Here is a 22,404-nt window from a genome sequence, read left to right on the forward strand (position 1 = left end):
CCGGCGACACCGGCCCCGCCCCCGCCCGCACGGCCCACCCCACACCAGCACCAGCGCCGGACCCCAGGACAGGAACCATGACCACCACCCCGCCCAGCCCGTTCATCGGCCAGGACAGCCCGCTCGACGCGCGCCAGCAGCAGATCGTCGAGCGCGTGTCGGCCGCGGAGCACGCGTCGATCGTCGCCCTGCCGACGGACCACCCGCTCGACCCGAAGCGGCGTGCGCGGGACGAGGCCACCTACCCGGAGCTCATCGCGCAGCCCGACCGCATCCGCGAGACCCTGGCCGCCAACGACGCCGCCCTCGACGAACTCGCGGACCGGATCGCCGCGATGGACGTCGACCGCGTGTTCGTGACCGGCGCGGGGGACTCCCTCGCGGTGGCGATCGCCGCCCGACAGACGCTCGAGCTCATGCTCGGGGTCCCGGTCGAGCCGGTCCAGAGCCTCGACCTCGCGTACTACCTCGCACCGCTCGTGACGACCCGCAGCGTCGTCGTCGCCCTCTCGAGCTCGGGGGAGACCACCCGGACGGTCGAGGCGGCCCTCGTCGCCCAGCACATCGGCGCCCTGACCGTCGCGATCACGAACACGGCGGGTTCCACGCTCGACACGGAGTCCGAGCGCACCCTGCTCCTCCGAGCCACCCGGGTCGGCTGGCCCACCCAGTCCTCCACCACGGCGCTCGCGCTCCTCGTCGACCTCGCCATCCGCGTCGGTGCGCTCCGCGGTCACGCGGCCGCCCCCGCACTCCGGCAGGCGCTCGACACGGTGCCCGCGCTCATGGAACGCGTCATCGCCGAGACCGAGCCCCGCCTGCGCGCCATCGCACAGCGAGAGCAGGCCGCCGACGCATTCCTGTTCTCGGCCGCCGGCCCCTCGTGGGGCGCGGCGATCATCGGCGCCGCCAAGGTCAAGGAGTGCACCCCCGACCACGCCGAGGCGATCCAGGTCGAGGAGTTCCACCACTACAACTCGCTCAAGGCGGGGGAGCCCATCTGGGTGATCGCGCCCGCCGGGCCGTCCGTGCCGCGCGCCGTGCACACCGCGAGCGAGGCGAAGCGATTCGGCGGCAGCGTCACGGTGGTCACGACCGAGGGCGTGCACGACTTCGACGACGTCGCCGACGACGTCGTGACCGTCCCGGCGGTCCCGGAGCCGATCAGCCCACTCCTCACGGTCCTCCCGGCCCAGCTCACCGGCTACCTGCTCGCGATGGAGCAGTTCGCCACGGCCGAGGCCGCGGTGGCGGCCGAGGCGGGGACGACGACCACGGCGGCGACGCATGCGTGAGGACGCGGCCGCGCCGAGCCTCCTGTGCGTCGGCAACCTGACGATCGACGACTCCGTCATCGACGGCGTGACCACCACCGCACTCGGGGGCGACGCGCTCTTCGCGGCGCTGGCCGCGCGACGCGTGCTCGACGACGTCCGCATGCTCGCACCGGTCGGGACGGACCTGCCCGCCGCGCTCCTCCAGGACGTCGCCGACGCGGGGATCCGCGTCGAGTCGGCACGGCCGCGCGACGGACGCACCGTCCGCAACCGGGTCACCTACGCCGCGGACGGCACCCGCACCTGGGACCTCCTCGACGGCGAGGACGCGTTCGACGCGATGTCGGTGTACCCGGACGACGTCACCCAAGCCGCGCTCACGGCCACGGGCGTGCTCGTCTCCGCCATGAGCCTCCGGTCACAGCTCGCCCTCGGCCCGTGGCTCCGCACCGCGACCGCGGCGACCGTCTACCTCGACCTGCAGGAGGACTACGTCGCGGGCAACGAGGACGCGCTCCTCGCGCTCCTGCCGACGTGCGACGTGTTCCTGCCGAGCGAGGTCGAGGCGGTCGCCCTCGCGGGGACCGACGACCTCGTCGCCGCCGCCGCGGTGTTCCGCGCCGCCGGAGCCGACCTCGTCGTGATCAAGACGGCCGAACGCGGCTGCGTCCTGGCCACGGCGGACCGGACGCTCGTCGTGCCGACCGACGTCGTGACCCCCGTCGACGCCACCGGCGCGGGCGACGCGTTCTGCGGCGCCTTCGCCGCCGCGCACCAGACCGGCGCGGACCCGGTGACCGCAGCCCACGCCGGCGCCGCCGCCGCCCGCGTCGCGATCAGCGCACACGGCGTCACGGCGCTCCTCGCCGAGCGCACCGCGGCCGCCGCCGCACCGAGTGGCGCGCCGACCGCCGCGACGACCGGGGCCGCCTGATGCACGTCCGACTCCTCAACCCGAACACGAGCCTGCCGATGACCGACGCCGTCCTCGCCGCCGCCCGCGCGGTCGCGCGCCCGGACACCGTCCTGACCGCGAGCCACTCCAGTGGTGCACCGGCGACCGTCGAGACCCACGTCGACGAGGTGTTCGGCGCCGCCGGTGTGCTCGCGCAGGTCGAGCAGGGCGAACGCGACGGGGTCGACGGCTACGTCGTCGCCTGCTTCGGCGACACGGGCCTCCCGGCCGCTCGTGAGCGCGCCCGCGGACCGGTCGTCGGCATGACGGAGGCAGCGCTCCAGACCGCCGCGCTCCTCGCCCACCGGTTCACCGTCATCACGATGCCCCCGCGGACCATCGCCATGACCGACCGCGTGGTCGCGTCGCTCGGCCTCGGGCACCGCTGCGTCGTCCGCGCCGTCGACGTGGCGGTCGAGGAGATCGAGACCGGCGCCGGCCCCGCCTTCGACGCGTTCGCCCGGGAGGCCCGGCACGCGCTCGTCGCGGACGGTGCGGAGGCCATCGTGCTCGGTTGCGCAGGACTCACGGACCTGGTGTCCGGCCTCGGGGACGCGCTCGGCGTGCCGGTGGTCGACGGTGTCGCCGCCGCCACGACCGCGATCGAGGGGCTGCTCGCGCAGGGGCTGACGACCTCGCGTGCGAACACCTGGGCCGTGCCGACCGGGTCCCCGACCACGAGCGAGGTGTGGGCATGAGCGCGCTGTTCACCGACGTGTTCGTCTGGGCACCGGAGACACCCGCAGGCATGGTCGGTCCGACCGATCTCCTGGTCGTCGAGGACACCGTGCGTGCGATCGGCCCGGCGGCTCGGCAGCAGGCTCCGGCGGACGCGCGGGTGGTCGCCGGTGGGGGGCACCACGTCCTCGTCCCGGGACTGGTCAACGCGCACTTCCACTCGCCCGCGAACCACCTCAAGGGCGCGTTCCCCAGCCGCCCGCTCGAGACCTTCATGCTCTACGAGTCGCCCGCGGACCCCGACCTCGCCCCGACCCCGCGCGAGGCGTACCTCCGGACGATGCTCGGCGCGCTCGAGATGCTCCGGACCGGGACGACGAGCGTGCAGGACGACGCGTTCCTCATGCCGGCACCCGATCCCGACGTCATCGACGCCGTCATGCAGGCGTACGAGGACAGCGGCATCCGCGCGAGCGTCGCCCTGGACCAGCCGGAGCTCGCCGACGCCGACAAGCTCCCGTTCCTCGACGACGCCGACGCGCTGGCCGCGGCACTCCACGCGCCGGCACCGGCCGCGGCACCGGAACTCCTGGCCGCGTACGACCACCTGTTCCGGCGGTGGCACGGCGCTGCCGACGGCCGGCTCACCGCAGCGGTGTCGATCTCGGCGCCCCAGCGGGTGAGCCCGGAGTACTTCGGTGCGCTCGACGACCTCAGCCGTACGCACGACGTCCCGCTCTTCGCCCACATGCTCGAGACACGCACGCAGCGTGCCCTCTCCGCAACGGGCAGCGGGCAGGAACGGTTCGCCGGGCGGAGCCTCGTCCGGTACACCGCGGACCTCGGGCTGCTCAGCGACCGCGTCAACGTCATCCACGCGGTGTGGGTCGACGAGCACGACCTCGACCTCATCGCCGCAGCGGACGCCGTCGTGGCGCACAACCCGGTGAGCAACCTGCGGCTCGGCAGCGGCGTCATGCCGTTCCGCGCCATGCGCGACCGCGGCATCCGGATCGCGCTCGGCGTCGACGAGGCGATCTGCGACGACACCGTCAACACCTGGGGCGTCGTCAAGCAGGCCGGCCTCATCCACAACGTCGCCGGGCTCGACGCGGACCGCTGGCCACTCCCGGCCGAGGTCCTCGACGCGCTCTGGGAGGGCGGCGCCGCCGCGATGCGCCGCGACGGGCGGAACGCCGAGCGCGGCCGGATCGGCCGCGTCGCCGAGGGCGCGCAGGCGGACCTCGCGCTGCTCGACCTGCACGCGCCGGCGTTCACGCCGTTCAACGACCTCCGCGGCCAGCTCGTCTACTGCGAGTCCGGCGGCAGCGTCCGGATGACGGTCGTCGCCGGTCGGATCGTCGCCGAGGGCGGCCGCGTGGTCTCGGTCGACGAGGCCGAACTCCTCGCGGAGGCCCGGGAGCTGCACGCAGCCCGGCGTCCCGCGCTCGAACGCACGTGGGCCGCGGCCGACGCCCTGTACCCGGCGTACGACGCCGTGGTGCGGCGGGCCGCCCGCACCGACGTGGGCATGACCAGGTGGATCGCCACGGACAGGACGACAGCATGACGCACGACGACACCCGCACCGACACCGCCCCGGGACACAGCTTCTGGGACTACCGGCCGATCACCGACGCGCCCGGCCGGGACTGGCCCGACGGCCGACGCCTCGCCGTCTACGTCGCCGTCGGACTCGAGGAGTACCGCTTCGGCGTCGGAGCGACCGAGGACATCGTGCCGGACGTCACCGCGCCGGACCTCGTCAACACCTCGTGGCGGGACTACGGCAACCGCGTCGGGGCGTTCCGCCTGCTCGAGCGTCTCGACCGTGCGGGCATCCCACCGACCGTGCTCCTCAACACCGCCGTGTACGACGCCGCGCCGGACCTCATCCGCGCCGCCCGGGCCCTGGGCGCGGAGTTCGTCGGGCACGGCATCTCGAACTCCGACTCGCTCGGGGCCATGTCGAGCGCCGAGGAGGCCGCGTACGTCGCCGCCGTGGCCGACCGGATCGCCGCCGAGGAGGGCGAGGCGCCGGGCGGCTGGTCGAGCCCCTGGCTGACCCACACGCCCTCGACGCTCGACAACCTCGTCGCGAGCGGGTACCGCTACCTCCTCGACCTGCGTCTCGACGACCGCCCCGTGCCGATCACGACCGCTGCCGGCCAGATCGTGGCGCTGCCGTACGCGCTCGAGGTGAACGACAGCACGACGATCGTCGGCCGCGGCGCGTCGGCGTCCGAGTTCGCCGACATGGTGGTCGACGAGTTCGACGAGCTCCTGGAACGCTCCGAGGAGCAGCCGCTCGTCATGAGCGTCGTCGTGCACTCGTTCATCTCCGGCGCCCCATTCCGCCTCCGTGCCCTCGACCGGGCCCTGCAGCACATGACCGCACACCGGGACCGCGTCTGGTTCACCCAGCCGCGGGCGATCGCGGCGCACCTCGCGACGACGGAGGTGACGGCGTGAGCGACCCCATGGACACCCCGAACGCTGGAGGCACGGCCGCGGGCGCGGCGGCCAGGACGGGCGGCGTGACGGCGTCGATCCGGGACCTGCACGTGTCGCTCGAACGTGACGGTGCCCGCAGCGCGGTGCTGCGCGGCGTCGACCTCGACATCGCCCGCGGCGAGATCGTCGGGCTCGTGGGGGAGTCCGGCTCCGGCAAGAGCATGCTCGCCATGAGCCTGCTCGGGCTCCTGCCGGACGCCGCCCGTCCGCACATCAGCGGCGAGGTCCGGGTGCAGGGCACCGACATGGCCCACGGCACCGACGCCGAACGCGCTCGTGCCCGGCGCACCGCGCTCGGCGCCGTGTTCCAGGACCCGATGACGTCGCTCAACCCGACGATGCGCGTCGGCCGTCAGATCGTCGAGGCCGGGCAGGACCGCGCCGGCTCGATCGCCCTCCTCGACGCGATGGGCGTGCCCGACCCCGCGATGCGGTTCAGCGTCTACCCGCACGAGCTCTCCGGTGGCCTCCGCCAGCGCGTCATGGCGGCGATCGCGATGGCCGGGAGGCCCGCCCTGGTCGTCGCGGACGAGCCCACCACCGCGCTCGACGTCACCGTGCAGGCGCAGCTGCTCGACCTGCTCCGCGAACTCCGCGACGAGCAGGGCTGCAGCGTCCTCCTCATCACCCACGACCTCGGCGTCGCGGCCCAGATCGCCGACCGGATCGCCGTGATGTACGCGGGACGCCTCGCCGAGGTCGGTCCGACCGACGCCGTGCTCACCGCCCCCGCGCACCCGTACACGGCCGGCCTCATGCGCTCCCGCCTGTCGCTCGGCCTCGACCGCGACGTCCGGCTCCCGACCCTGCCGCCGGACACGCTGACGCCCGAGCAACGCCTCGTCGGCTGCCCGTACCGCGCACGGTGCCCCCTCGCGTTCGACCGGTGCGTCGCCGAGACCCCCGGGCTCGACGCCGCGGTGTCCGCGCCGGGCCACGCAGCCGCGTGCTGGGCCCCGGCCGAGGTCGTGCGCACCGACGCGGCCACGCCGCGGACCGCCGCGGTCGCACCCGGCCCGGGCCGCGCCTCCCGGCCGGTCGCCACCCGCGCCACACCGGCCGGTGCCGCGCGCGTCGGTGACGGCACGGCCCCCGCCCCGGCGGTCGTCGTCGACGACGTCGTCTGCACGTACGTCACCGGCCACGGTCGACGGCGACGCACGGTGGAGGCCGTGCGCGGCATGCGCTTCGACGTGGCCGCCGGTGCGTCTCTCGCGATCGTCGGCGAGAGCGGTTCGGGCAAGTCGACGATCCTCCGCGCGATCGCCGGCCTCGTGCCCGTCCGGTCCGGACACATCCGGGTCGCCGACGGCGGCGCGCAGATGGTGTTCCAGGACGCCGGGTCGTCACTCACCCCGTGGATGACGGTCGGCGAGACCCTCGCCGAGCGGCTCCGCCCGCAGCGGCTCGGCCGCACCGAGACCGACCGACGCGTGTCCGAGGCCCTCGACGCCATCGGTCTCCCCGCATCGGTCGCACGGCTCCGCCCCTCCGACCTGTCCGGTGGGCAACGGCAGCGCGTCGCGCTCGCCCGAGCGACCGTCGTGCGGCCCGCCGTGCTCCTGTGCGACGAACCGACGAGCGCGCTCGACGCCTCGCTCGCCGCGACCACCCTCAACCTCATCCGGGACATGCGGGAGGAACTCGCCATGACCGTCCTGTTCGTCACGCACGACCTCGCGGTCGCCCGGCTCATGGGCGACCGGATCGCCGTCGTCGAGCGCGGCCGCATCGTCGAACTCGGCGCCGCCGACGCCGTCATCGGCGACCCACGTGAGCCGTACACGCGCACGCTCGTCGCGTCGGTCCCCGAGATCGCGGTGGCCCGGTGAGCGCCGTCGTCGCGACCCGCCGGTTCTCACCCGCGGCGTTCACGAGCGGCGTGCACGCCGGACGCACCACGGCATGGGTGCTCGTCGGGCTGCTCGGCGCACTCACCGTCGTCGCGATCGTCGCCCGCCTCATCGCGCCCGACGACCCGATCCAGCCGGTCGGGGGCGTGCAACTCCCGCTCGGGTCGCCGGGACACCTGCTCGGTACCGACTCGATCGGGCGCGACATCCTCTCGCGCACGCTGTACGGCCTCCAGACGTCCTGGTTCTCGGCACTCGCCGTCGTCGCGGTCGGCCTCGTCGTCGGCGGCGTGGTCGGCGTGGCGGCGGGCGTCGCCGGCGGGTGGGTCGACAGCGTGCTCATGCGGGTCACCGACCTGTTCCTCGCGCTGCCGTCCACGCTCGTGGCCATCGCGATCGTCGCGGCGCTCGGACCCGGCATCACGAACACGCTCATCGGCATCTCGGTCGTGTGGTGGCCCTACTACGCACGCATCATCCGGTCCGAGATCCGCGCCACCGTCGCCCGACCCCACGTCGAGGCGGCCCGGGTGGCCGGGGTCGGCCGGGCACGGCTCGTGTTCCGGCACGTGCTCCCCGCCGCCGTGCCGACCGCCATCGTCACCGCGAGCCTCGACATCGGCAACGTCGTGCTCCTGCTCGCCGGGCTGTCGTTCCTCGGTCTCGGCGCGCCGTCACCCGCACCCGAGCTCGGCGCCGACACCGCCGCGAACACGCAGCTGCTCCTCAGCGCGTGGTGGGTGCCCGTCGTCCCCGGCGTCGCCGTGCTCGTGCTCAGCCTCGTCGCGAACCTCGCCGGCGACGGCATCCGCACGCTCGTCGGGTCCAGGAGGTGACGAGCGTGATCCGCTTCCTGCTCCGTCGTCTCGGGTCCCTCGTGGCCGTGCTGCTCGTGCTCAGCGCCGTCGTGTTCCTGCTCCAGCAGATCTCGCCCGGCGACCCGGCCCGCGCGGCACTCGGCGCGAACGCGTCACGGCAGGCCGTCGACGCGGAACGCCACCGCCTCGGCCTCGACGACCCGCTGCCGGTGCAGTTCCTGCGGTTCATCGCCGGGGCCCTGCACGGTGACTTCGGGACGTCGTACCGGACGCACCGGGCCGTCGCCACCGACCTCGCATCGGCGTTCCCCGCGACTGTCGAGCTCGTGCTCGCCGCGTTCGTGATCGCGCTCGTGCTGGCCGGGCTGTTCGCGGCCTCCGCGGCCCTCCGCTGGCCGTTCGCGGGCGTCTACCGGGGAGCGCTGCTCCTCGCGGCGACCGCACCGCCGTTCCTGCTCGCACTCGGCGGAATCATCCTGTTCTACGCGCAGCTCGACTGGCTCCCCGCCTCCGGGCAGGGCACCGGCGGGGTCGGGTCCGCGGTGTCGCACCTCGTCCTGCCCGCGACCGTGCTCGCGATCGCACCGGCACTCGCGATCGGGCGCATCCTGCGGGCCGGTCTCGAGACGACGCTCGTGGCCGACCACGTCCGGACCGCTCGGTCGAAGGGCCTCGGCGAGGGGGCGGTGCTCGCCCGGCACGTCGTGCGGAACGCGATCGGTCCCGCCCTGGCGATGGCGGGCCTCCAGCTCGGGTTCATGTTCGCCGGCGACGTCGTCGTCGAGCAGGTGTTCAGCTGGCCCGGCATGGGCAACTACCTCGCCAACAGCATCCCGACCTCCGACTACCCGGCCATCGCCGCGGTGACGCTCGTGCTCGGCGCGGTCTACGTCGTCGTGAACACGGTCGCCGACGTCCTCCAGACCGCCGCGGACCCGCGTCTCGCCTGACTGCGGGAGCGACCTCGGCCAGCTCCACCCCATCCCACCCAGAACGCACCACCCCATCCAATGAAGGAGACACCGTGAGGCTCAGCTCACTCCGTCGGCGGACCCGCATCGCGCTGGTCGCGGCCGCGGCCGTCCCGCTCCTCGCCCTCGCGGCCTGTTCCGGAGGTGGCGGCTCGAGCCCGAACGCCGCACCGGAGAACGGCACGCTCACCGTCGGTCTGCTCGGCGACATCGGCCAGCCGCCGGACCCCGACATCTACTACGCGAACAACGGCCTCGCGATCGTGCTCAACACGTACGAGGGGCTCGTGCAGTACGCGAACGACACCGACTCGGTGAAGATCGCGCCCCGCCTGGCGACGTCGTGGACCGTGAGCGGCGACAACACCGTCTACACGTTCCACCTCCGCAAGGGCGTCACCTTCCACGACGGCACCCCCTTCACCTCGGCGGCGGTCAAGGTCGCCTTCGACCGACGCATCGCCGTCAAGGGCGGCGCCGCGTACATGGTGCAGGGCGTCGAGAGCGTCGCGACGCCGGACGCCTCGACCGCCGTGGTGACCCTCGACGCCCCGAACTCGGCGTTCCTGGACTACCTCGCCTCGCCGTTCGGCCCGAAGATGGAGTCGCCCACCGCGCTGCAGAAGCATGCCGGATCGGATGACGCGCAGACCTACCTGCAGACCCACGACGTCGGGACCGGTCCGTACGAGATCAGCTCGGCCGACCCCGGCACCTCGTGGACCCTGTCCCGCTACGCCGGGTACTGGGGCACGAAGTCGCCGTTCACCACGGTGAAGCTGCCGATCTACTCGGACGCCTCGGCGCTGCAGCTCGCGTTCGACCGCGGGGACGTGTCCGCGATCGTCGCCGCACTGCCCTCGTCGAGCCTGTCCAAGTACGAGGACAGCAAGCAGTACGCCAGCTACATGCTCCCCACGCTGCAGTCCGCCCTGGTCACCGTGAACCCGACCAAGTCGTTCTTCAGCAGCAAACAGGCCCGACTCGCGTTCCTCGAGAGCATCGACCAGAAGTCGATCGTCAAGCAGGTGCTCGGCAGCCGCTCCGAGCCGGCGACGACCCTCTACGCCAAGGGCATGATCCCGGGCGGCAAGGACGAGCAGACGATCACGTACGAGCCCTCGGCGATGAAGTCGTACGCGAAGACGCTGCCGTCCGGCACCACGATGACCATCGGCTACGCGAGCGGCAACACGAACGCCCAGCAGATGGCGAACATCCAGGCGGCGAAGCTCCAGGCCGACGGCATCACGGCCACGGCGAAGTCGTACCCGACGTCCCAGGTGTTCGGGTGGATCAACGACCCGACCACGGGCCCGGACGCGTTCTTCGACGGCAACAACGGGCCGGACGGCGGCTCCCCGTACATGTGGGGCCACGTCTTCTGGGACAAGTCGGGCGGCATCGACTACTTCGGCTGCGACGTCCCGGCGGTCGACCAGAAGCTCGACCACGCCGTGCAGACCGGCGACGACAGCGCGTACGTCGCCGCGGCCGAGCAGTACGCCCAGACCGGCTGCTACTACAACCTCTCCTACAACAAGGACTGGGTCGTCGCGCAGAAGTGGCTGACCGGCGTCGCGAAGTCGCACAACATCGGCGCGAACGAGCTGGACTTCAGCAAGCTCGGCATCGCCGGGTGAGGTCCGCGGGCGCCGGTGCACGCCGGCGCCCGCGTCCCTTCCCCCCGTCCACCGCTTCCAGGAAGATCGACCTGATGACCCCTCCCGAGATCGCCGCCCTGGCCACCGTCCCCGCCGCGCCGTCGCTCCCACTGCGGATCCACGCGCGCCTCCGCGAGGCGATCATCCGCGGCGAGTACCCGCAGGGGCAGAAGCTGCCGGAGGTCCGGATCGCCGACGAGCTCGCGGTCTCCCGCGTCCCGCTGCGCGAGGCCGTCCCGATGCTCGAGTCCGAGGGGTTCGTCGTCACGACGCCCCGACGCGGAGCGGTCGTCGCGACGTGGACCTCCCGCCTCGTCCACGACCTCTTCGACCTCCGTGAGGTCCTCGAGGTCGGGGCGGCCCGCCACGCCGCCCGCGCCGTCGCGGGTGGTGCCTCCGTCGACGCACTGCACGAGGCGCTCGAGCACTCGCAGGCCGTGGTCGACGACGGGGACCCGTACGCGATCGCCGCGGCGAGCACGCGGTTCCACGAGGTGATCGTGGAGATGACCGGCAACACGCTCATGCAGGCCTCGATGCGGTCGGTCTCCGGTCGCGTGCAGTGGCTGTTCTACCTGACGAGCGAACTCGACGTGCACGACGCGTTCCACGACCACGTCGAACTCGCCGCCGCGATCGAACGCGGCGACGAGCGGATGGCGGAGGCGCTGGCGTACTCCCACATCGAGCGCGACCGGATGCCGTCGATCGCCGCGCTCCACCCACGCGACTGACCGCGGCGGGTCGTGCCGCGCGCGGGTCAGCGCGCCGGCGTCACGACGCCGGGGCGCCCTCCGCCTCCGGCGCCGCCTTCCGCCGCCCCACGCGGGGCAGGAACACGCCGTCGCGCAGGGACCGCTCGATGTCCTCGAGCGACCGGTTCTTCGTCTCGGGCAGGCGGAAGAAGATGAACACCCAGGCGACCACGTTGAGCCCCGCGTAGACCCACATCGCGCCGCCGAGCCCGAGCCACAGCACGAGCGTCAGGGCCGTGACGGTCACGAGCAGGTCGGAACCCCACAGCGTCATCGCCTGCAGACTCGTCGCGGCCGGTCGGACGGTGAGCGGGTAGAGCTCCGATTCGAGCAACCAGCCGATGACCTGCAGACCCCCGGACTGGAAGAACATGAACAGGAGCAGGAACAGGAGACTGAGCACCGGGTTGAGGTGGTCGCCCCCGAACAGGAACAGCGCCCCGAACGCCGCCAGGCTCGCCGCCGAGAACGGGAGCGTGAGCAGGGGGAGCCGCCGACGGCCGATCCGGTCCACGAGCCGACTGCCGATGAAGGTCATGAGCAGGTACACCGCACCCACCCCGACGTTCGCCCAGAGTGCGAACGCATGTGGGAACCCGGCCTGCGTCAGGATCGTCGGCGTGTAGTAGATCATCATCTCGAGCCCGGTGATCTGCGTCAGGATCGCGACGCCGACCCCCGCGACGAGCGCGGGCCGCACCCACCGCTCCCGGAGCTGCGACCACGCTGCGCCCCCGCCGGTGCCTCCGTTCTGCTCACGGTCGGCGACGGACCGGATGTCGTCGAGCTCGTCACCCGCGTCGGCGGGGGACCGCCGCACCCACCGGAGGACCGTCCCTGCGTCGTCGTCCCGGCCCGCGTGCACGAGCCATCGGGGGCTCTCGGGGAGCACGAACATGCCGAGCAACAGCACGATGGCGGGCACACCGGACAGCATGATGAGCCAACGCCAGGAGAGCACGTCGTCGAGCGCGACGTTGACGAACGCGGCCGACAGGATGCCGATGCCGATGGCACAGCTGAACAGGGTGACCATCCGCCCGCGCCGCTCCCGGGGCGACAGCTCGGCGACGTACGTCGGGATGACCTGCGTCGACCCCCCGACGGCGAGGCCGAGGAACAGGCGGCTGAGCACGAGGGTCGTGGGGCCGGGGGAGAGCCCGGCGAACACGACGCCGAGCACGAACACGGCCGCCACGATCATGATCGTCCGACGCCGACCGATGCGACGTGAGAGCCAGGAGCTGCAGAACGCGCCGAGGACGGCACCGGCGAGGATCGCCGCCGTGATGAGCTGTTTCACCCCGTTGCCGATCCCGAAGTCCTTGCCGATCGAGATCAACGTCCCGGAGATCACACCGGTGTCGTAGCCGTAGAGCAGACCGCCGAGCGCCGCGATGAGTGCGATGCGCCGGACGTGCCCCCGCGTGGCGGACGCCACCTCGTCGTCGGACCGGCCCTCGCGATCGATCTCGTCGGGGATGCCCCTGCCCTTGGTCGCTGTCGTCACCGCGCACACGGTACGGCGGTCCCGCCGAGCGCGGTCACGGCCGGGAGGCCCGGGTGTCGCGTCGCGCGCCGCCGCCCGGCGTCAGGCCGAGTGGGCGGGCCGTCGCGTGTGGTCGCCGCGGCCGGATCGTGTTCGGGTCTGCTCGGCGCAGTGGAGTGCGGGGTTCCGCGGAACACCGGCGAACCGGTCGGAGTCGGTGAGGAAGGAACGGACGGCGGTCATGCGACCAGCCCTTCACGAGGCTGTGGACACCTCATCGCTGCCGGACCGCCTCGCTGTGCCAGCGTTCCGCGGATCGCGGAGGCCGTCGTGGCGACGAGACTGCTGAACAGCCCGGTTCCACGACTCTACGATCTGCGATCGGGAGGCCCAACTCCCTCCACCGGACCATCCGGATCGCGCGGTCCACGCCCTTGCATGCATCTCCACGACCACGGCGCGCCGCTTAGGCTGGACCGCATGGCCACCGTCATCCTCGTCCGCCACGGCCGCACCACCGCCAACGCCTCCGGCGTCCTGGCGGGGCGGGCGGCGGGCGTGGCGCTCGACGACGTCGGACGGTCGCAGGCGCGACGCACGGCCGAGCGACTCGCCGTCGTGCCGCTCGTCGGCGTCGTCACCAGCCCCCTCGAGCGCTGCCGTCAGACGGCGCGGGCCGTGACGGACCTCCAGACCGGATCACCGACCACCCTGGCGGACCGTGGCATCACGGAGTGCGACTACGGGGACTGGCAGGGGCGCGCCCTCGGCGAGCTCGCGAAGGAGGCCCTGTGGTCGGTCGTGCAGTCGCAACCGTCGGCCGCGGTGTTCCCGGGCGGCGAGTCCATGGCGGCGATGCAGGCACGCGCCGTCGCGGCGATCCGGCGCCACGACGCCCGGTTCGAGGCCGAGCACGGTCCGGGCGCGGTCTGGGCGGCGGTGAGTCACGGCGACGTCATCAAGTCCGTGATCGCGGACGCCCTCGGCATGCACCTCGACCTCTTCCAGCGGATCTCGGTCGGGCCGGCGTCGGTGTCGATCATCCGGTACGGCACCGCCCGTCCGGACGTCGTCGCCACGAACACGGACTCGGGTGACCTGTCCTGGTTGCGCGCGCCGGCACCCGCCGCGGACGCCCCGGTGGGCGGCGGTGCCGGGCATCCGGAACCGACGGCCGACGGCCCCGCCCCTCGCTGACCGGGGTCCGACCGGACGCTCGTAGGATGGACGCATGCCCACCATCGTGCACGGGTTCGACTGGCCCGATCGCGTCGTCGTCGGCACCGTCGGCCGACCGGGATCGCGCTCGTTCTACCTGCAGGTCCGGTCCGGCTCGCGGGTCGTCAGCGTCGCCCTCGAGAAGGAACAGTCCGCTGCCCTCGCCGAGAAGATCGGCGAGATCCTCGACCAGCTGATGACGACGGCGGGCAACCCCGTCAGCGTCCCTTCGGGGACACCCGTCGAGCTCGTCGACAACGAGCCACTCGACCAGCCCGTGGAGCCGGAGTTCCGAGCCGGTGCGATGACGCTGGGGTGGGACCCGACGACCTCGCAGGTCGTGATCGAGGCGTTCCCGATCGACACCGCGGACGACGACGACGTCCCCGACGAACCCGCCGAGATGCTCGTGGTGCGCATCCCGGTCGGGACGGCGCGCGCCTTCGCCGAGCGCACGCTCGAGGTCGTCGGCGCCGGTCGAGCGATGTGCCCGTTCTGCGGCACCCCCATGGACCCGGACGGGCACGTCTGCCCGGTGCTCGGCGAGCGCTGATGCCCGAGGGGCCCGACCTCCTCACCGCGGACGTCGAGATCAGCGGGCGCATCACGACCGCCTCGAACGCCACCTTCCTGGGGACCATCGGCGACACCACGGTCGTGTACAAGCCGGTGTCGGGGGAGCGCCCGCTGTGGGACTTCCCGGACGGCGACCTCGCGCACCGCGAGGTCGCGGCCTACCTGGTGTCCGAGGCGTTCGGATGGGACGTCGTCCCGCGCACGTGGCTCCGCGACGGCCCGCTCGGCGCCGGGATGGTGCAGCTCTGGCAGGACGTCGACCCGGACCAGGACCCGGTCGACCTCGTCCCCTCGGACCAGGTCCCGGACGACGGCTGGCGCGAGGTCCTCGACGGGGACGACGAGACCGGCCGACCCGTGACCCTCGTCCACGAGGACTCCGTCGCACTCCGGCGCATGGCCGTGTTCGACGTCGTCGTCAACAACGCGGACCGGAAGGGCGCGCACGTCCTCGCGATGCCCGACGGTCATCGCCACGGGGTGGACCACGGGTTGACCTTCCACCAGGAGCACAAGCTCCGGACCGTGCTCTGGGGCTGGGTGGGCGAGGAACTGACGGACGACGAGCTGGCCGGTCTCGACCGCGTCCGCGCCGGGCTCGAGGGCGACCTCGCCGAGACGCTCATCGCGTACCTGAGCGCCGAGGAGATCGGGGCGTTCGCCGGCCGGTGCGCCCGCTTGGCGGCGCGTGGTCGCTTCCCGGCGCCGCACGGGCCGATGCCCGCGCTGCCCTGGCCGCTGTTCTAGCGGTCCCAGCCGCCGCGCCCCTGGTCTCCGCGCCCCCAGCCGCCGCCGAAGGCGTCGTCGAACCCGGCGGCGCCGAAGCCGCCGCGTCTCGAACCGAGGTAGGACCCGACCACCGCGGCCCCGAGGTCGTCGGCCTCCGGTGCGACGACGGTCCCGCCCGCGCGCTTCGCCATGGCGTCGATGAACCGGGCGAGCCCGGGGTCGTCACCGAGACGGAAGAAGCTCGTGTGCGCTCCCAGGCGCGTCGACGTGTCGAGTTCGCGGATCGCGTGGGCGATCGTCAGCGGATCCGGCGGGTAGGCGAAGTACACCTCACCGCCCGGCTCGAGGTGCGAGGTCGGCTCGCCGTCCGTCACGACGAGCAGCACCGGTTGCGCGTTCGGGTGCTTCCGGAAGTGCCGGTTCGCCAGGAGCAGCGCGTGGTGCAGGTTCGTGCCCTTGTCCCACTGCGCGTCGAGCCCCACGAGCTGCTCGATCTCCATGACCTCGGCGGTCCTCCCGAACCCGATGAGCTGCAGGTCGTCGCCGCGGAACCGACTCGTGATGAGCGTGTGCAGGGCCAGCGCGGTGCGCTTCATCGGCACCCAGCGGTCCTCCATCGCCATCGAGAACGACGTGTCGACGAGGAGCGCCACGCACGCCTGTGTCCGCGCTTCGGTCTCCTGCACCTCGACGTCGTCGATCGTCAACCGGACGCCGGAACCGATCGCGCGCCCCTCGCCAGCGGTGCGCGTCAGGGCGTTCGTCATCGTGCGCGTGACGTCCCACGGCTCGGTGTCCCCGAACGCCCAGGCCCTCGTCGCGCCGGAGCGCTCGCCCGCGGCTCCAGCGCTCCGCAGGTCGCGGCCTCCCGTGCGGCCGCTCATCTTCTCGGCGACGTCGCGGAGCAGCGCCTTGCCGAGCTGTCGCATGGCCTTGGGTGTCAAGCGGAGCTGCCCGTCGAGTCCGCGCTTGAGTGCCCCGGTGTCGCGGAGGGCCTTCTCGAGCTGCTGCAGCGTCCGCGCGTCGACCGCGGACTCCTCACCGAGCTGCCGCCGGAGCGCGTCGAGGTCGAGGTCGTCGAGCTGTGACCCGTTGTGCGACTGCGCGAGCTGGTCGGCGAGCTGGTCGAGGTCCGCCAGGTCCTGGAACACTCCGGTCCCGTCGCCGAGCCCGAGACCCTCGTCGCCGTCCATGCGCTCGCCCCCGCCCCAGTCCTCGCCCGGACGGAGCGCGCGGAGGTTCCCGTCGAGTTGCGCGAGGGACTGCATCAGGTCGGGGGAGCCGAAGGCCTGGGCCGCCAGCGCGTCGAGCTCGTCCCGCTGCTCCCGGGTCATCGAGTTCCGCATGCGCTGGGCGGCCGCGGCTCGGGCGGCGAGGGCGTCGAGCAGTTCGTCGATGTCCACCGGCGCCTCGGGGAAGAACGCCCCGTGCTTCGCCATGAAGTCCTCGAACTGCTCCGGCGTGTCGGCCCCCCGCGCGTGCGCGTCGAGCAGTTCGTTCAGGTCGGTGAGCATGTCGTTGATCGCGGCCCGGTCGGCGTCGGTGGCGTTCTCGAGCGCCTGCTTCATCCCGGCGAACCGCTGGTCGAGCATCTCGCGCCCGAGCAGGTCCTTGATCCGCCCGTAGGCCGCGGCCGCCTGCGGACTCTGCCACCGGTAGTCGCTGAGCTCGCTCACCGCCGCGGCGGGGGAGGACGGGAGGCTGTCCAGCTGCATCTGGGCGAGGGCGCGGACGCCGTCGTCCATCTCCACGTCACGCGCCAGCTGGCCGCGCTCCTGCGTGACGGCCTGGTCCAGCAGCTCGCGGATCTCCTCGAGCGTGCCGTCGAGGTTGTGCTTGCGCGTCAGTTCGCGGCGACGCTCGGCGACACGGCGGGCGAGGTCGTCGAGCCCGGCCTGGTCACGACCACCACGGCGGAGGAACTCCCGCATCGCGCGCTCGGGTGAGTACCCGGCCATGACGTCCTGACCGATGGCGTCCATGGCCTCGCTGGTGTCGACGGGCGGCGCGAGCGGGTCCGGGCCGCCGGCGTACTTCCGGTACCGGGCGTCGCGGGCGAGCCGCCGGTTGGTCCCCGTCATGCGACCTCACATCCCATACGCTGCTTCGCCCCCGCCGGTCTCCTTGCTCACGCGACGGGCCAGGTACAGCCCCTCGAGCGCGAGTTCGATCGCCCCGGCGCGCTCGCCGTCGGTGTGCGCACCGAGCCGGTCGGCGACCTGGTCGTACAGGTCGGACTCGCCGAGTGACGGCAGGCCGGACAGGAAGTCCCGCGCGGTCACCTGCTCGCCCGTGGTGACCATCCCGCCGCGTTCGAGCGCGTCGACGAGCACGCCGAAATCGATGCCTCGGAAGTGCGCGCGCACCGTCTCGGCGGTCGCCGTGCGGAGCAGGTGCTCGAGGACGTCGTCCGCGCGGTCCTCTTCGCCCGACTCGAACTCGATCTTGCCGCCGAGCACGTCGACCGCGGTCTCGAGGTCGATCGGGCGCGCCACGGCCTCGTCCTCGCCCTGCCGTGTCGCGCGGTGGACCGCCGCGGCGGCGATGGTCTCGGCACCGGCGATCGCGAACCGCGCGCTGACGCCGCTGCGCTGGTCGACCGCGCTCGACTCGCGGAGCGCGCGGGTGAACCGGGCCAGGATCTCGACGAGCACGTCCGGCACGTCGGCGGTGAACTCGGCCTCCTGCCGGATGACCGCGATCTCGTCGTCGAGCTCGGTGGGGTAGTGGGTGCGGATCTCGGCACCGAAGCGGTCCTTGAGCGGGGTGATGATGCGCCCGCGGTTCGTGTAGTCCTCCGGGTTGGCGCTCGCGACGACGAGCACGTCGAGCGGCAGGCGGAGCACGTACCCGCGGATCTGGATGTCGCGTTCCTCCATGACGTTGAGCATCGCGACCTGGATCCGCTCGGCGAGGTCCGGGAGTTCGTTGATCGCCACGATCCCGCGGTGGCTGCGGGGGATGAGCCCGAAGTGGATCGTCTCGGGGTCACCGAGGCTGCGGCCCTCCGCGACCTTCATCGGATCGACGTCGCCGATCAGGTCCGCGACGCTCGTGTCGGGCGTCGCGAGCTTCTCGACGTACCGGTCCTCCCGGCGCCGCCACTCGATCGGCAGGGCGTCGCCCAGCTCCGCCGCCCGGCGCACGCTCTCGGTCGTGATCGGCTCGTACGGGTGCTCCCCGAGCTCGGAGCCGGCGATGACGGGCGTCCACTCGTCGAGCAGGCCGGCGAGCGTCCGGAGGATGCGCGTCTTGCCCTGGCCACGTTCCCCGAGCAGCACGACGTCGTGACCGGCGATGAGCGCACGCTCGAGCTGCGGGATCACCGTCGACTCGAACCCGTGCATGCCCGGCCAGGGATCCCGACCGGCGCGCAGGGCGGCCAGGAGGTTGTCACGGATCTCGGCGCGGACGCTCCGGGCCTGGTGGCCCGAGGCGCGGAGATCGCCGACGGTGGTCATCGTTGGACGCATCACCCCGTCAACGGTACGCCCGCCCCCCCGCGGGCGGGCGGTCAGTCGTCGAAGTCGGTGCTGCGGCTGACGGCTTCCCAGGTGTCCGCGTCCGCGCGCAGCGCGTCGAGGGCGGATCGGAAGCCGTCCGACGCGTCGTTGCCGAGCAGGAGCATGAACGGCGGCTCGTCCGACTCGACGGCGGTGATGAGCGCCTCCGCCGCCTTGGCCGGGTCGCCCTTCTGCGTGCCGTGGACGGTGTCGTGTTCCTTCCGGCGTCTGCCGGCGGTCTCGGCGTAGTCCGCGATCGGCTCGGCCGACTGGGTCAGCGAGCGTCCGGCGAAGTCCGTCCGGAACCCACCGGGCTCGACCACCATCGCGGTGATGCCGAGCGGCGCGACCTCAGCGCGGAGCGACAGGGTCAGGGCCTCCATCGCCGCCTTGACCGCGGCGTAGTAGCCGGATCCGGCGGGCGAGATGCGGGCGCCGATCGACGAGATGTTCACGATGGTGCCGGATCGGCGGCCGCGCATGCCGGGCAGCACGGCCTTGATCGTGCGGACGGTCCCGAACACGTGGGTGTCGAAGAGGGTCTGGACGGGTCCTTCCTCGCCCTCCTCGACCGCCGCCCGGTACCCGTACCCGGCGTTGTTGACGAGGACGTCGACGGCGCCGAACCGGTCCTCCGCGGCCCGCACGGCGGCGGTGACCTGCGCGTCGTCCGTGACGTCGAGCGCGAGCGCGAGCGCGGAGTCGGGGTGGTCGCGGGCGATGTCCTCGACCTTCGTCACGTCGCGCGCGGTGACGACGGCGTTGTGACCGTGGGCGAGCACGGCCCCGGCGAACGAGCGCCCGAGTCCGGTCGAGCAGCCGGTGATGAGCCAGGTGGCCATGGTGGGTCCTTCCGTGGTGGTGGAGATGGTGGTCGTGGTGGTGGACCCGGCGCCGCCGCGGGGTCAGACCCAGTGCGGCTGCGCGAGGACTCCGTGCGGGTCGACCGACGCGGCGACGCGGCGGAGGCGGGCGGTGTTGTCCCCGCTCACACGACCCGCGGCGCGTAGGCCTCGGCGAGGCGGTCCATGAGCGCGTCCTTCTCGGGGTCGACCTGCTGGCGCTCGGGGTGCGCGTCATACCAGGCGACGATCTCGCGCGCGCCCTGCCGGAACGTCGTGCGCGCCGCGAACCCGGGCACGAGCGTCCGGATCTTGGCGTTGTCGAACACCATCGTGTTCGCCTTGTCGCCGATCACCCCCGCACCCCACGCCGCGTCGTTCGCGAGGATCGCCTCGGTCGGCACGTGCACGAGTTGCGGCTCCGGCGCGTCCGCAGCGGCCGCCACCTCGGTGAACAGCTGGTTCCACGTCGGGGTCTCGTCGCCAGTGATGTGGAACGCCTCGCCGATCGCCTCGGCGCGGTCGAGGACGCCCGTGAACCCGACGGCGAAGTCGCGGCTGTGGGTGATCGTCCAGAGCGAGGTGCCGTCGCCCGGGACGACGACCGGCTTGCCGGCCCGCATCCGGGCGATCACGGTCCAGCCGCCGTCGAACGGGATGAGCGTCTCGTCGTAGGTGTGCGAGGGTCGGACGATGGTCATCGGGAAGTCGTCGTCCCGGTAGGCCTGCAGCAGGAGCTCCTCGCAGGCGATCTTGTTCCGCGAGTACTCCCAGTACGGGTTCTTCAGCGGGGTCGACTCCGTGATCGGCAGGTGGGTCGCCGGCGTCTGGTAGGCCGACGCGGAACTGATGAAGACGTACTGGCGGGTCCGTCCGGCGAACACCTCGATGTCCTGACGGACCTGGTCCGGCGTGAACACGACCCAGTTCACGACCACGTCGAACTGCGCGTCTCCGAGCGCCGCCTCCAGCGCCTCCCGATCGGCCGTGTCCGCGGTCAGCCGGGTGACCTCGTCGGGGATCGCCCGCAGGTCGCTCGATCCGCGGTTGAGCACGGTCACGTCGAACCCCTGCCGCACGGCCTCCCGCGTGCAGGAGGCGCTGATCGCGCCGCTCCCGCCGATGAACAACACCCTGGCACCCGTCATCGTCCGCTCCTTCGCGTCCGCGCCCGTGGTCCGGGCGCACGCTCCCAGCCTGGCACCCGCCGGGAGGCACGGTCCAGGTCCGGCGGTCCGGCCCGGCGCGGTCCGGCCCGGCGCGGTCCGGCCCGGGCGCGACGGGAAGGGGTCCCGCCGACGTCGGAGGGCCGGAGCGGGGTAGCGTCACTGCCGTGCTCCACCGCTCCACCTCGCCCTCACGGGTGCTCCGTCCCGGCCTCGTCCTGGTCGGCCTGCTGCTCGTCGCCGCGAACCTCCGCGCCGGGATCACGTCGGTCGGGCCGGTGCTCGCCGACGTGCAGCAATCGGTGCATATTCCCTCGGCGACGGCGTCGGCGCTCATCAGCCTGCCGTTGCTCGCGTTCGCGGCCGTCGCACCGGTCGCGCCCGCGATCGCGCGCGCCCTCGGGATCGAGCGCACGCTCGGGGTGTCCTTGGCCGCCCTGGCGGTCGGGATCGTCCTCCGCTCGGTGCCCGGACCGGCGCTGCTGTGGGTCGGCACCGTCCTGCTCGGCGTCGCGATCGCGGTGGTGAACGTCGAACTGCCCGCGCTCGTCAAGCGGGACTTCCCCGACCGCATCGGGCAGGTCACGGGCGCCTACTCCGCCGTGCAGTCGACGTTCGCCGCGATCGCGGCCGGGATCGCGGTCCCCGTCGCCGGGTCCGACGGCTCGGGCTGGCGGCTCGCGCTCGGGCTCTGGGCGGGTCTCGCGCTCGTCGCGCTGGCCGTCTTCGCGCCGCAGCTCCGGGCCCGGACGGTCGTGCCGCCGGCCGCGGACGACGTCGCGCTCGACGAGGTCCGGCACCCGGACCCGACCCACCGGTCACCGTGGCGCTCGGCGCTCGGATGGCAGGTCACGGCGTTCATGGGCCTCCAGTCGGTCGGCTACTACGTCGTCATCACGTGGCTGCCGACGATCGAACGCACCGCCGGGGTGAGCGCCGCCGCGGCGGGCGTGCACCAGTTCCTCCTCAACGCGTTCGCCATCGCGGGCAGCCTCCTGTGCTCCGCCGCGCTGCCGCGGTTCCGGGACCAGCGCATCCTGGCGTCGGTGAGCCCGCTGTTCTTCGTGGCGGCGATGGCGGGACAGCTCGTGGACCCGCACCTCGCCGCGGTGTGGGACAGCCTCATCGGTGTGTCCGGTGGAGCGTGCATCGTGCTGGCCCTGTCGTTCTTCGGCCTCCGCACCGAGCACCACCGACAGGCGGCGGGGCTGTCCGCGATGGCGCAGACCGTCGGGTACCTGTTGGCCGCGGCCGGACCGATCGCCGTGAGCGCCCTCCACGACGCGGTCGGTTCCTGGCGACCGGCACTCGTGGTGCTGCTCGTGCTCGAGGTCGCGCTCGCCGGGCTCGGCCTGCTCGCCGGGCGCCGCCGGGTGATCGGCTGAGGCTCCCCGCC

The 22,404-nt window shown here is 73.0% G+C and carries 19 protein-coding genes; 14 read left to right on the forward strand and 5 right to left on the reverse strand.

All coding sequences use genetic code 11. From position 1 onward, the window contains the following. The first annotated feature begins 77 nt into the window (after nt 1-77). The 10 genes from DEI93_RS08060 to DEI93_RS08105 all read left to right on the forward strand — a co-directional run bounded on the left by DEI93_RS08060 (nt 78) and on the right by DEI93_RS08105 (nt 11,464). Nucleotides 78-1,295 carry an SIS domain-containing protein gene (locus DEI93_RS08060; RefSeq protein WP_181435984.1) on the forward strand — a complete coding sequence of 406 codons (1,218 nt, stop codon included), beginning with the start codon at nt 78-80 and terminating at the stop codon, nt 1,293-1,295. Then, complete coding sequence (locus DEI93_RS08065; protein ID WP_111119326.1) at nt 1,288-2,211, forward strand: carbohydrate kinase family protein; 924 nt, start codon at nt 1,288-1,290, stop codon at nt 2,209-2,211. Before DEI93_RS08060 ends, DEI93_RS08065 begins: the two co-directional genes overlap by 8 nt. Further along, complete coding sequence (locus tag DEI93_RS08070) at nt 2,211-2,930, forward strand: aspartate/glutamate racemase family protein (protein WP_111119327.1); 720 nt, start codon at nt 2,211-2,213, stop codon at nt 2,928-2,930. Before DEI93_RS08065 ends, DEI93_RS08070 begins: the two co-directional genes overlap by 1 nt. After that, entirely contained in the window at nt 2,927-4,480 is a 1,554-nt protein-coding gene (locus tag DEI93_RS08075; protein ID WP_111119395.1) for an amidohydrolase family protein, read from the forward strand. The genes DEI93_RS08070 and DEI93_RS08075 overlap by 4 nt, the downstream gene beginning before the upstream one ends. Next, entirely contained in the window at nt 4,477-5,382 is a 906-nt protein-coding gene (locus tag DEI93_RS08080) for a polysaccharide deacetylase family protein (protein WP_111119328.1), read from the forward strand. The genes DEI93_RS08075 and DEI93_RS08080 overlap by 4 nt, the downstream gene beginning before the upstream one ends. Further along, nucleotides 5,379-7,256: an oligopeptide/dipeptide ABC transporter ATP-binding protein gene (locus DEI93_RS08085; protein WP_220037854.1), complete on the forward strand. Its 1,878-nt coding sequence runs from the start codon at nt 5,379-5,381 to the stop codon at nt 7,254-7,256. Before DEI93_RS08080 ends, DEI93_RS08085 begins: the two co-directional genes overlap by 4 nt. Beyond that, a complete protein-coding gene (locus DEI93_RS08090; protein ID WP_111013356.1) occupies nt 7,253-8,113 on the forward strand; it encodes an ABC transporter permease in 861 nt (286 codons plus the stop codon). Before DEI93_RS08085 ends, DEI93_RS08090 begins: the two co-directional genes overlap by 4 nt. A gap of 5 nt (nt 8,114-8,118) precedes the next feature. After that, entirely contained in the window at nt 8,119-9,045 is a 927-nt protein-coding gene (locus DEI93_RS08095) for an ABC transporter permease (protein WP_111119396.1), read from the forward strand. Nucleotides 9,046-9,119: 74 nt separating this feature from the next. After that, the gene (locus tag DEI93_RS08100; RefSeq protein WP_111119330.1) at nt 9,120-10,709 is read left to right on the forward strand and encodes an ABC transporter substrate-binding protein; all 1,590 of its coding nucleotides are present in this window, start codon (nt 9,120-9,122) and stop codon (nt 10,707-10,709) included. 74 nt (nt 10,710-10,783) lie between these two features. Then, entirely contained in the window at nt 10,784-11,464 is a 681-nt protein-coding gene (locus tag DEI93_RS08105; protein WP_111013354.1) for a GntR family transcriptional regulator, read from the forward strand. A 40-nt stretch (nt 11,465-11,504) separates the two neighbouring features. Here the strand turns inward: DEI93_RS08105 and DEI93_RS08110 are convergent, their stop codons facing one another. After that, nucleotides 11,505-12,995: a sugar porter family MFS transporter gene (locus tag DEI93_RS08110; protein ID WP_220037231.1), complete on the reverse strand. Its 1,491-nt coding sequence runs from the start codon at nt 12,993-12,995 to the stop codon at nt 11,505-11,507. 459 nt (nt 12,996-13,454) lie between these two features. On the opposite strand from DEI93_RS08110, the gene DEI93_RS08115 reads away from it, so the two are divergent. From DEI93_RS08115 to DEI93_RS08125, 3 genes are read left to right on the forward strand one after another with little or no spacing between them, the layout of a single operon-like run. Next, nucleotides 13,455-14,171, forward strand: a complete 717-nt coding sequence (locus DEI93_RS08115) for an MSMEG_4193 family putative phosphomutase (RefSeq protein WP_111009002.1) — start codon at nt 13,455-13,457, stop codon at nt 14,169-14,171. Nucleotides 14,172-14,205: 34 nt separating this feature from the next. Next, nucleotides 14,206-14,745, forward strand: a complete 540-nt coding sequence (locus tag DEI93_RS08120; protein WP_111009003.1) for a DUF3090 domain-containing protein — start codon at nt 14,206-14,208, stop codon at nt 14,743-14,745. Beyond that, the gene (locus DEI93_RS08125) at nt 14,745-15,515 is read left to right on the forward strand and encodes an SCO1664 family protein (RefSeq protein WP_111025577.1); all 771 of its coding nucleotides are present in this window, start codon (nt 14,745-14,747) and stop codon (nt 15,513-15,515) included. The genes DEI93_RS08120 and DEI93_RS08125 overlap by 1 nt, the downstream gene beginning before the upstream one ends. On the opposite strand, the gene DEI93_RS08130 is transcribed toward DEI93_RS08125, so the two are convergent. From DEI93_RS08130 to DEI93_RS08145, 4 genes are all read right to left on the reverse strand, one after another. Next, entirely contained in the window at nt 15,512-17,578 is a 2,067-nt protein-coding gene (locus tag DEI93_RS08130) for a vWA domain-containing protein (RefSeq protein WP_111119331.1), read from the reverse strand. The two genes, DEI93_RS08125 and DEI93_RS08130, sit on opposite strands and share 4 nt — an antisense overlap. 6 nt (nt 17,579-17,584) lie before the next feature. Next, nucleotides 17,585-18,970, reverse strand: a complete 1,386-nt coding sequence (locus DEI93_RS08135) for a magnesium chelatase ATPase subunit I (RefSeq protein ID WP_111009331.1) — start codon at nt 18,968-18,970, stop codon at nt 17,585-17,587. 41 nt (nt 18,971-19,011) lie between these two features. Then, complete coding sequence (locus DEI93_RS08140; RefSeq protein ID WP_111009332.1) at nt 19,012-19,842, reverse strand: oxidoreductase; 831 nt, start codon at nt 19,840-19,842, stop codon at nt 19,012-19,014. Between the two features lie 146 nt (nt 19,843-19,988). Further along, the gene (locus tag DEI93_RS08145; RefSeq protein WP_111009006.1) at nt 19,989-20,990 is read right to left on the reverse strand and encodes an SDR family oxidoreductase; all 1,002 of its coding nucleotides are present in this window, start codon (nt 20,988-20,990) and stop codon (nt 19,989-19,991) included. Nucleotides 20,991-21,175: 185 nt separating this feature from the next. Here DEI93_RS08145 and DEI93_RS08150 point away from each other — a divergent pair, with 185 nt between their 5' ends. Next, nucleotides 21,176-22,393: an MFS transporter gene (locus tag DEI93_RS08150; protein WP_111119332.1), complete on the forward strand. Its 1,218-nt coding sequence runs from the start codon at nt 21,176-21,178 to the stop codon at nt 22,391-22,393. The last annotated feature ends 11 nt before the right edge of the window (nt 22,394-22,404 follow it).

Source organism: Curtobacterium sp. MCBD17_035 (assembly GCF_003234815.2).
Taxonomy (GTDB): Bacteria; Actinomycetota; Actinomycetes; order Actinomycetales; family Microbacteriaceae; genus Curtobacterium.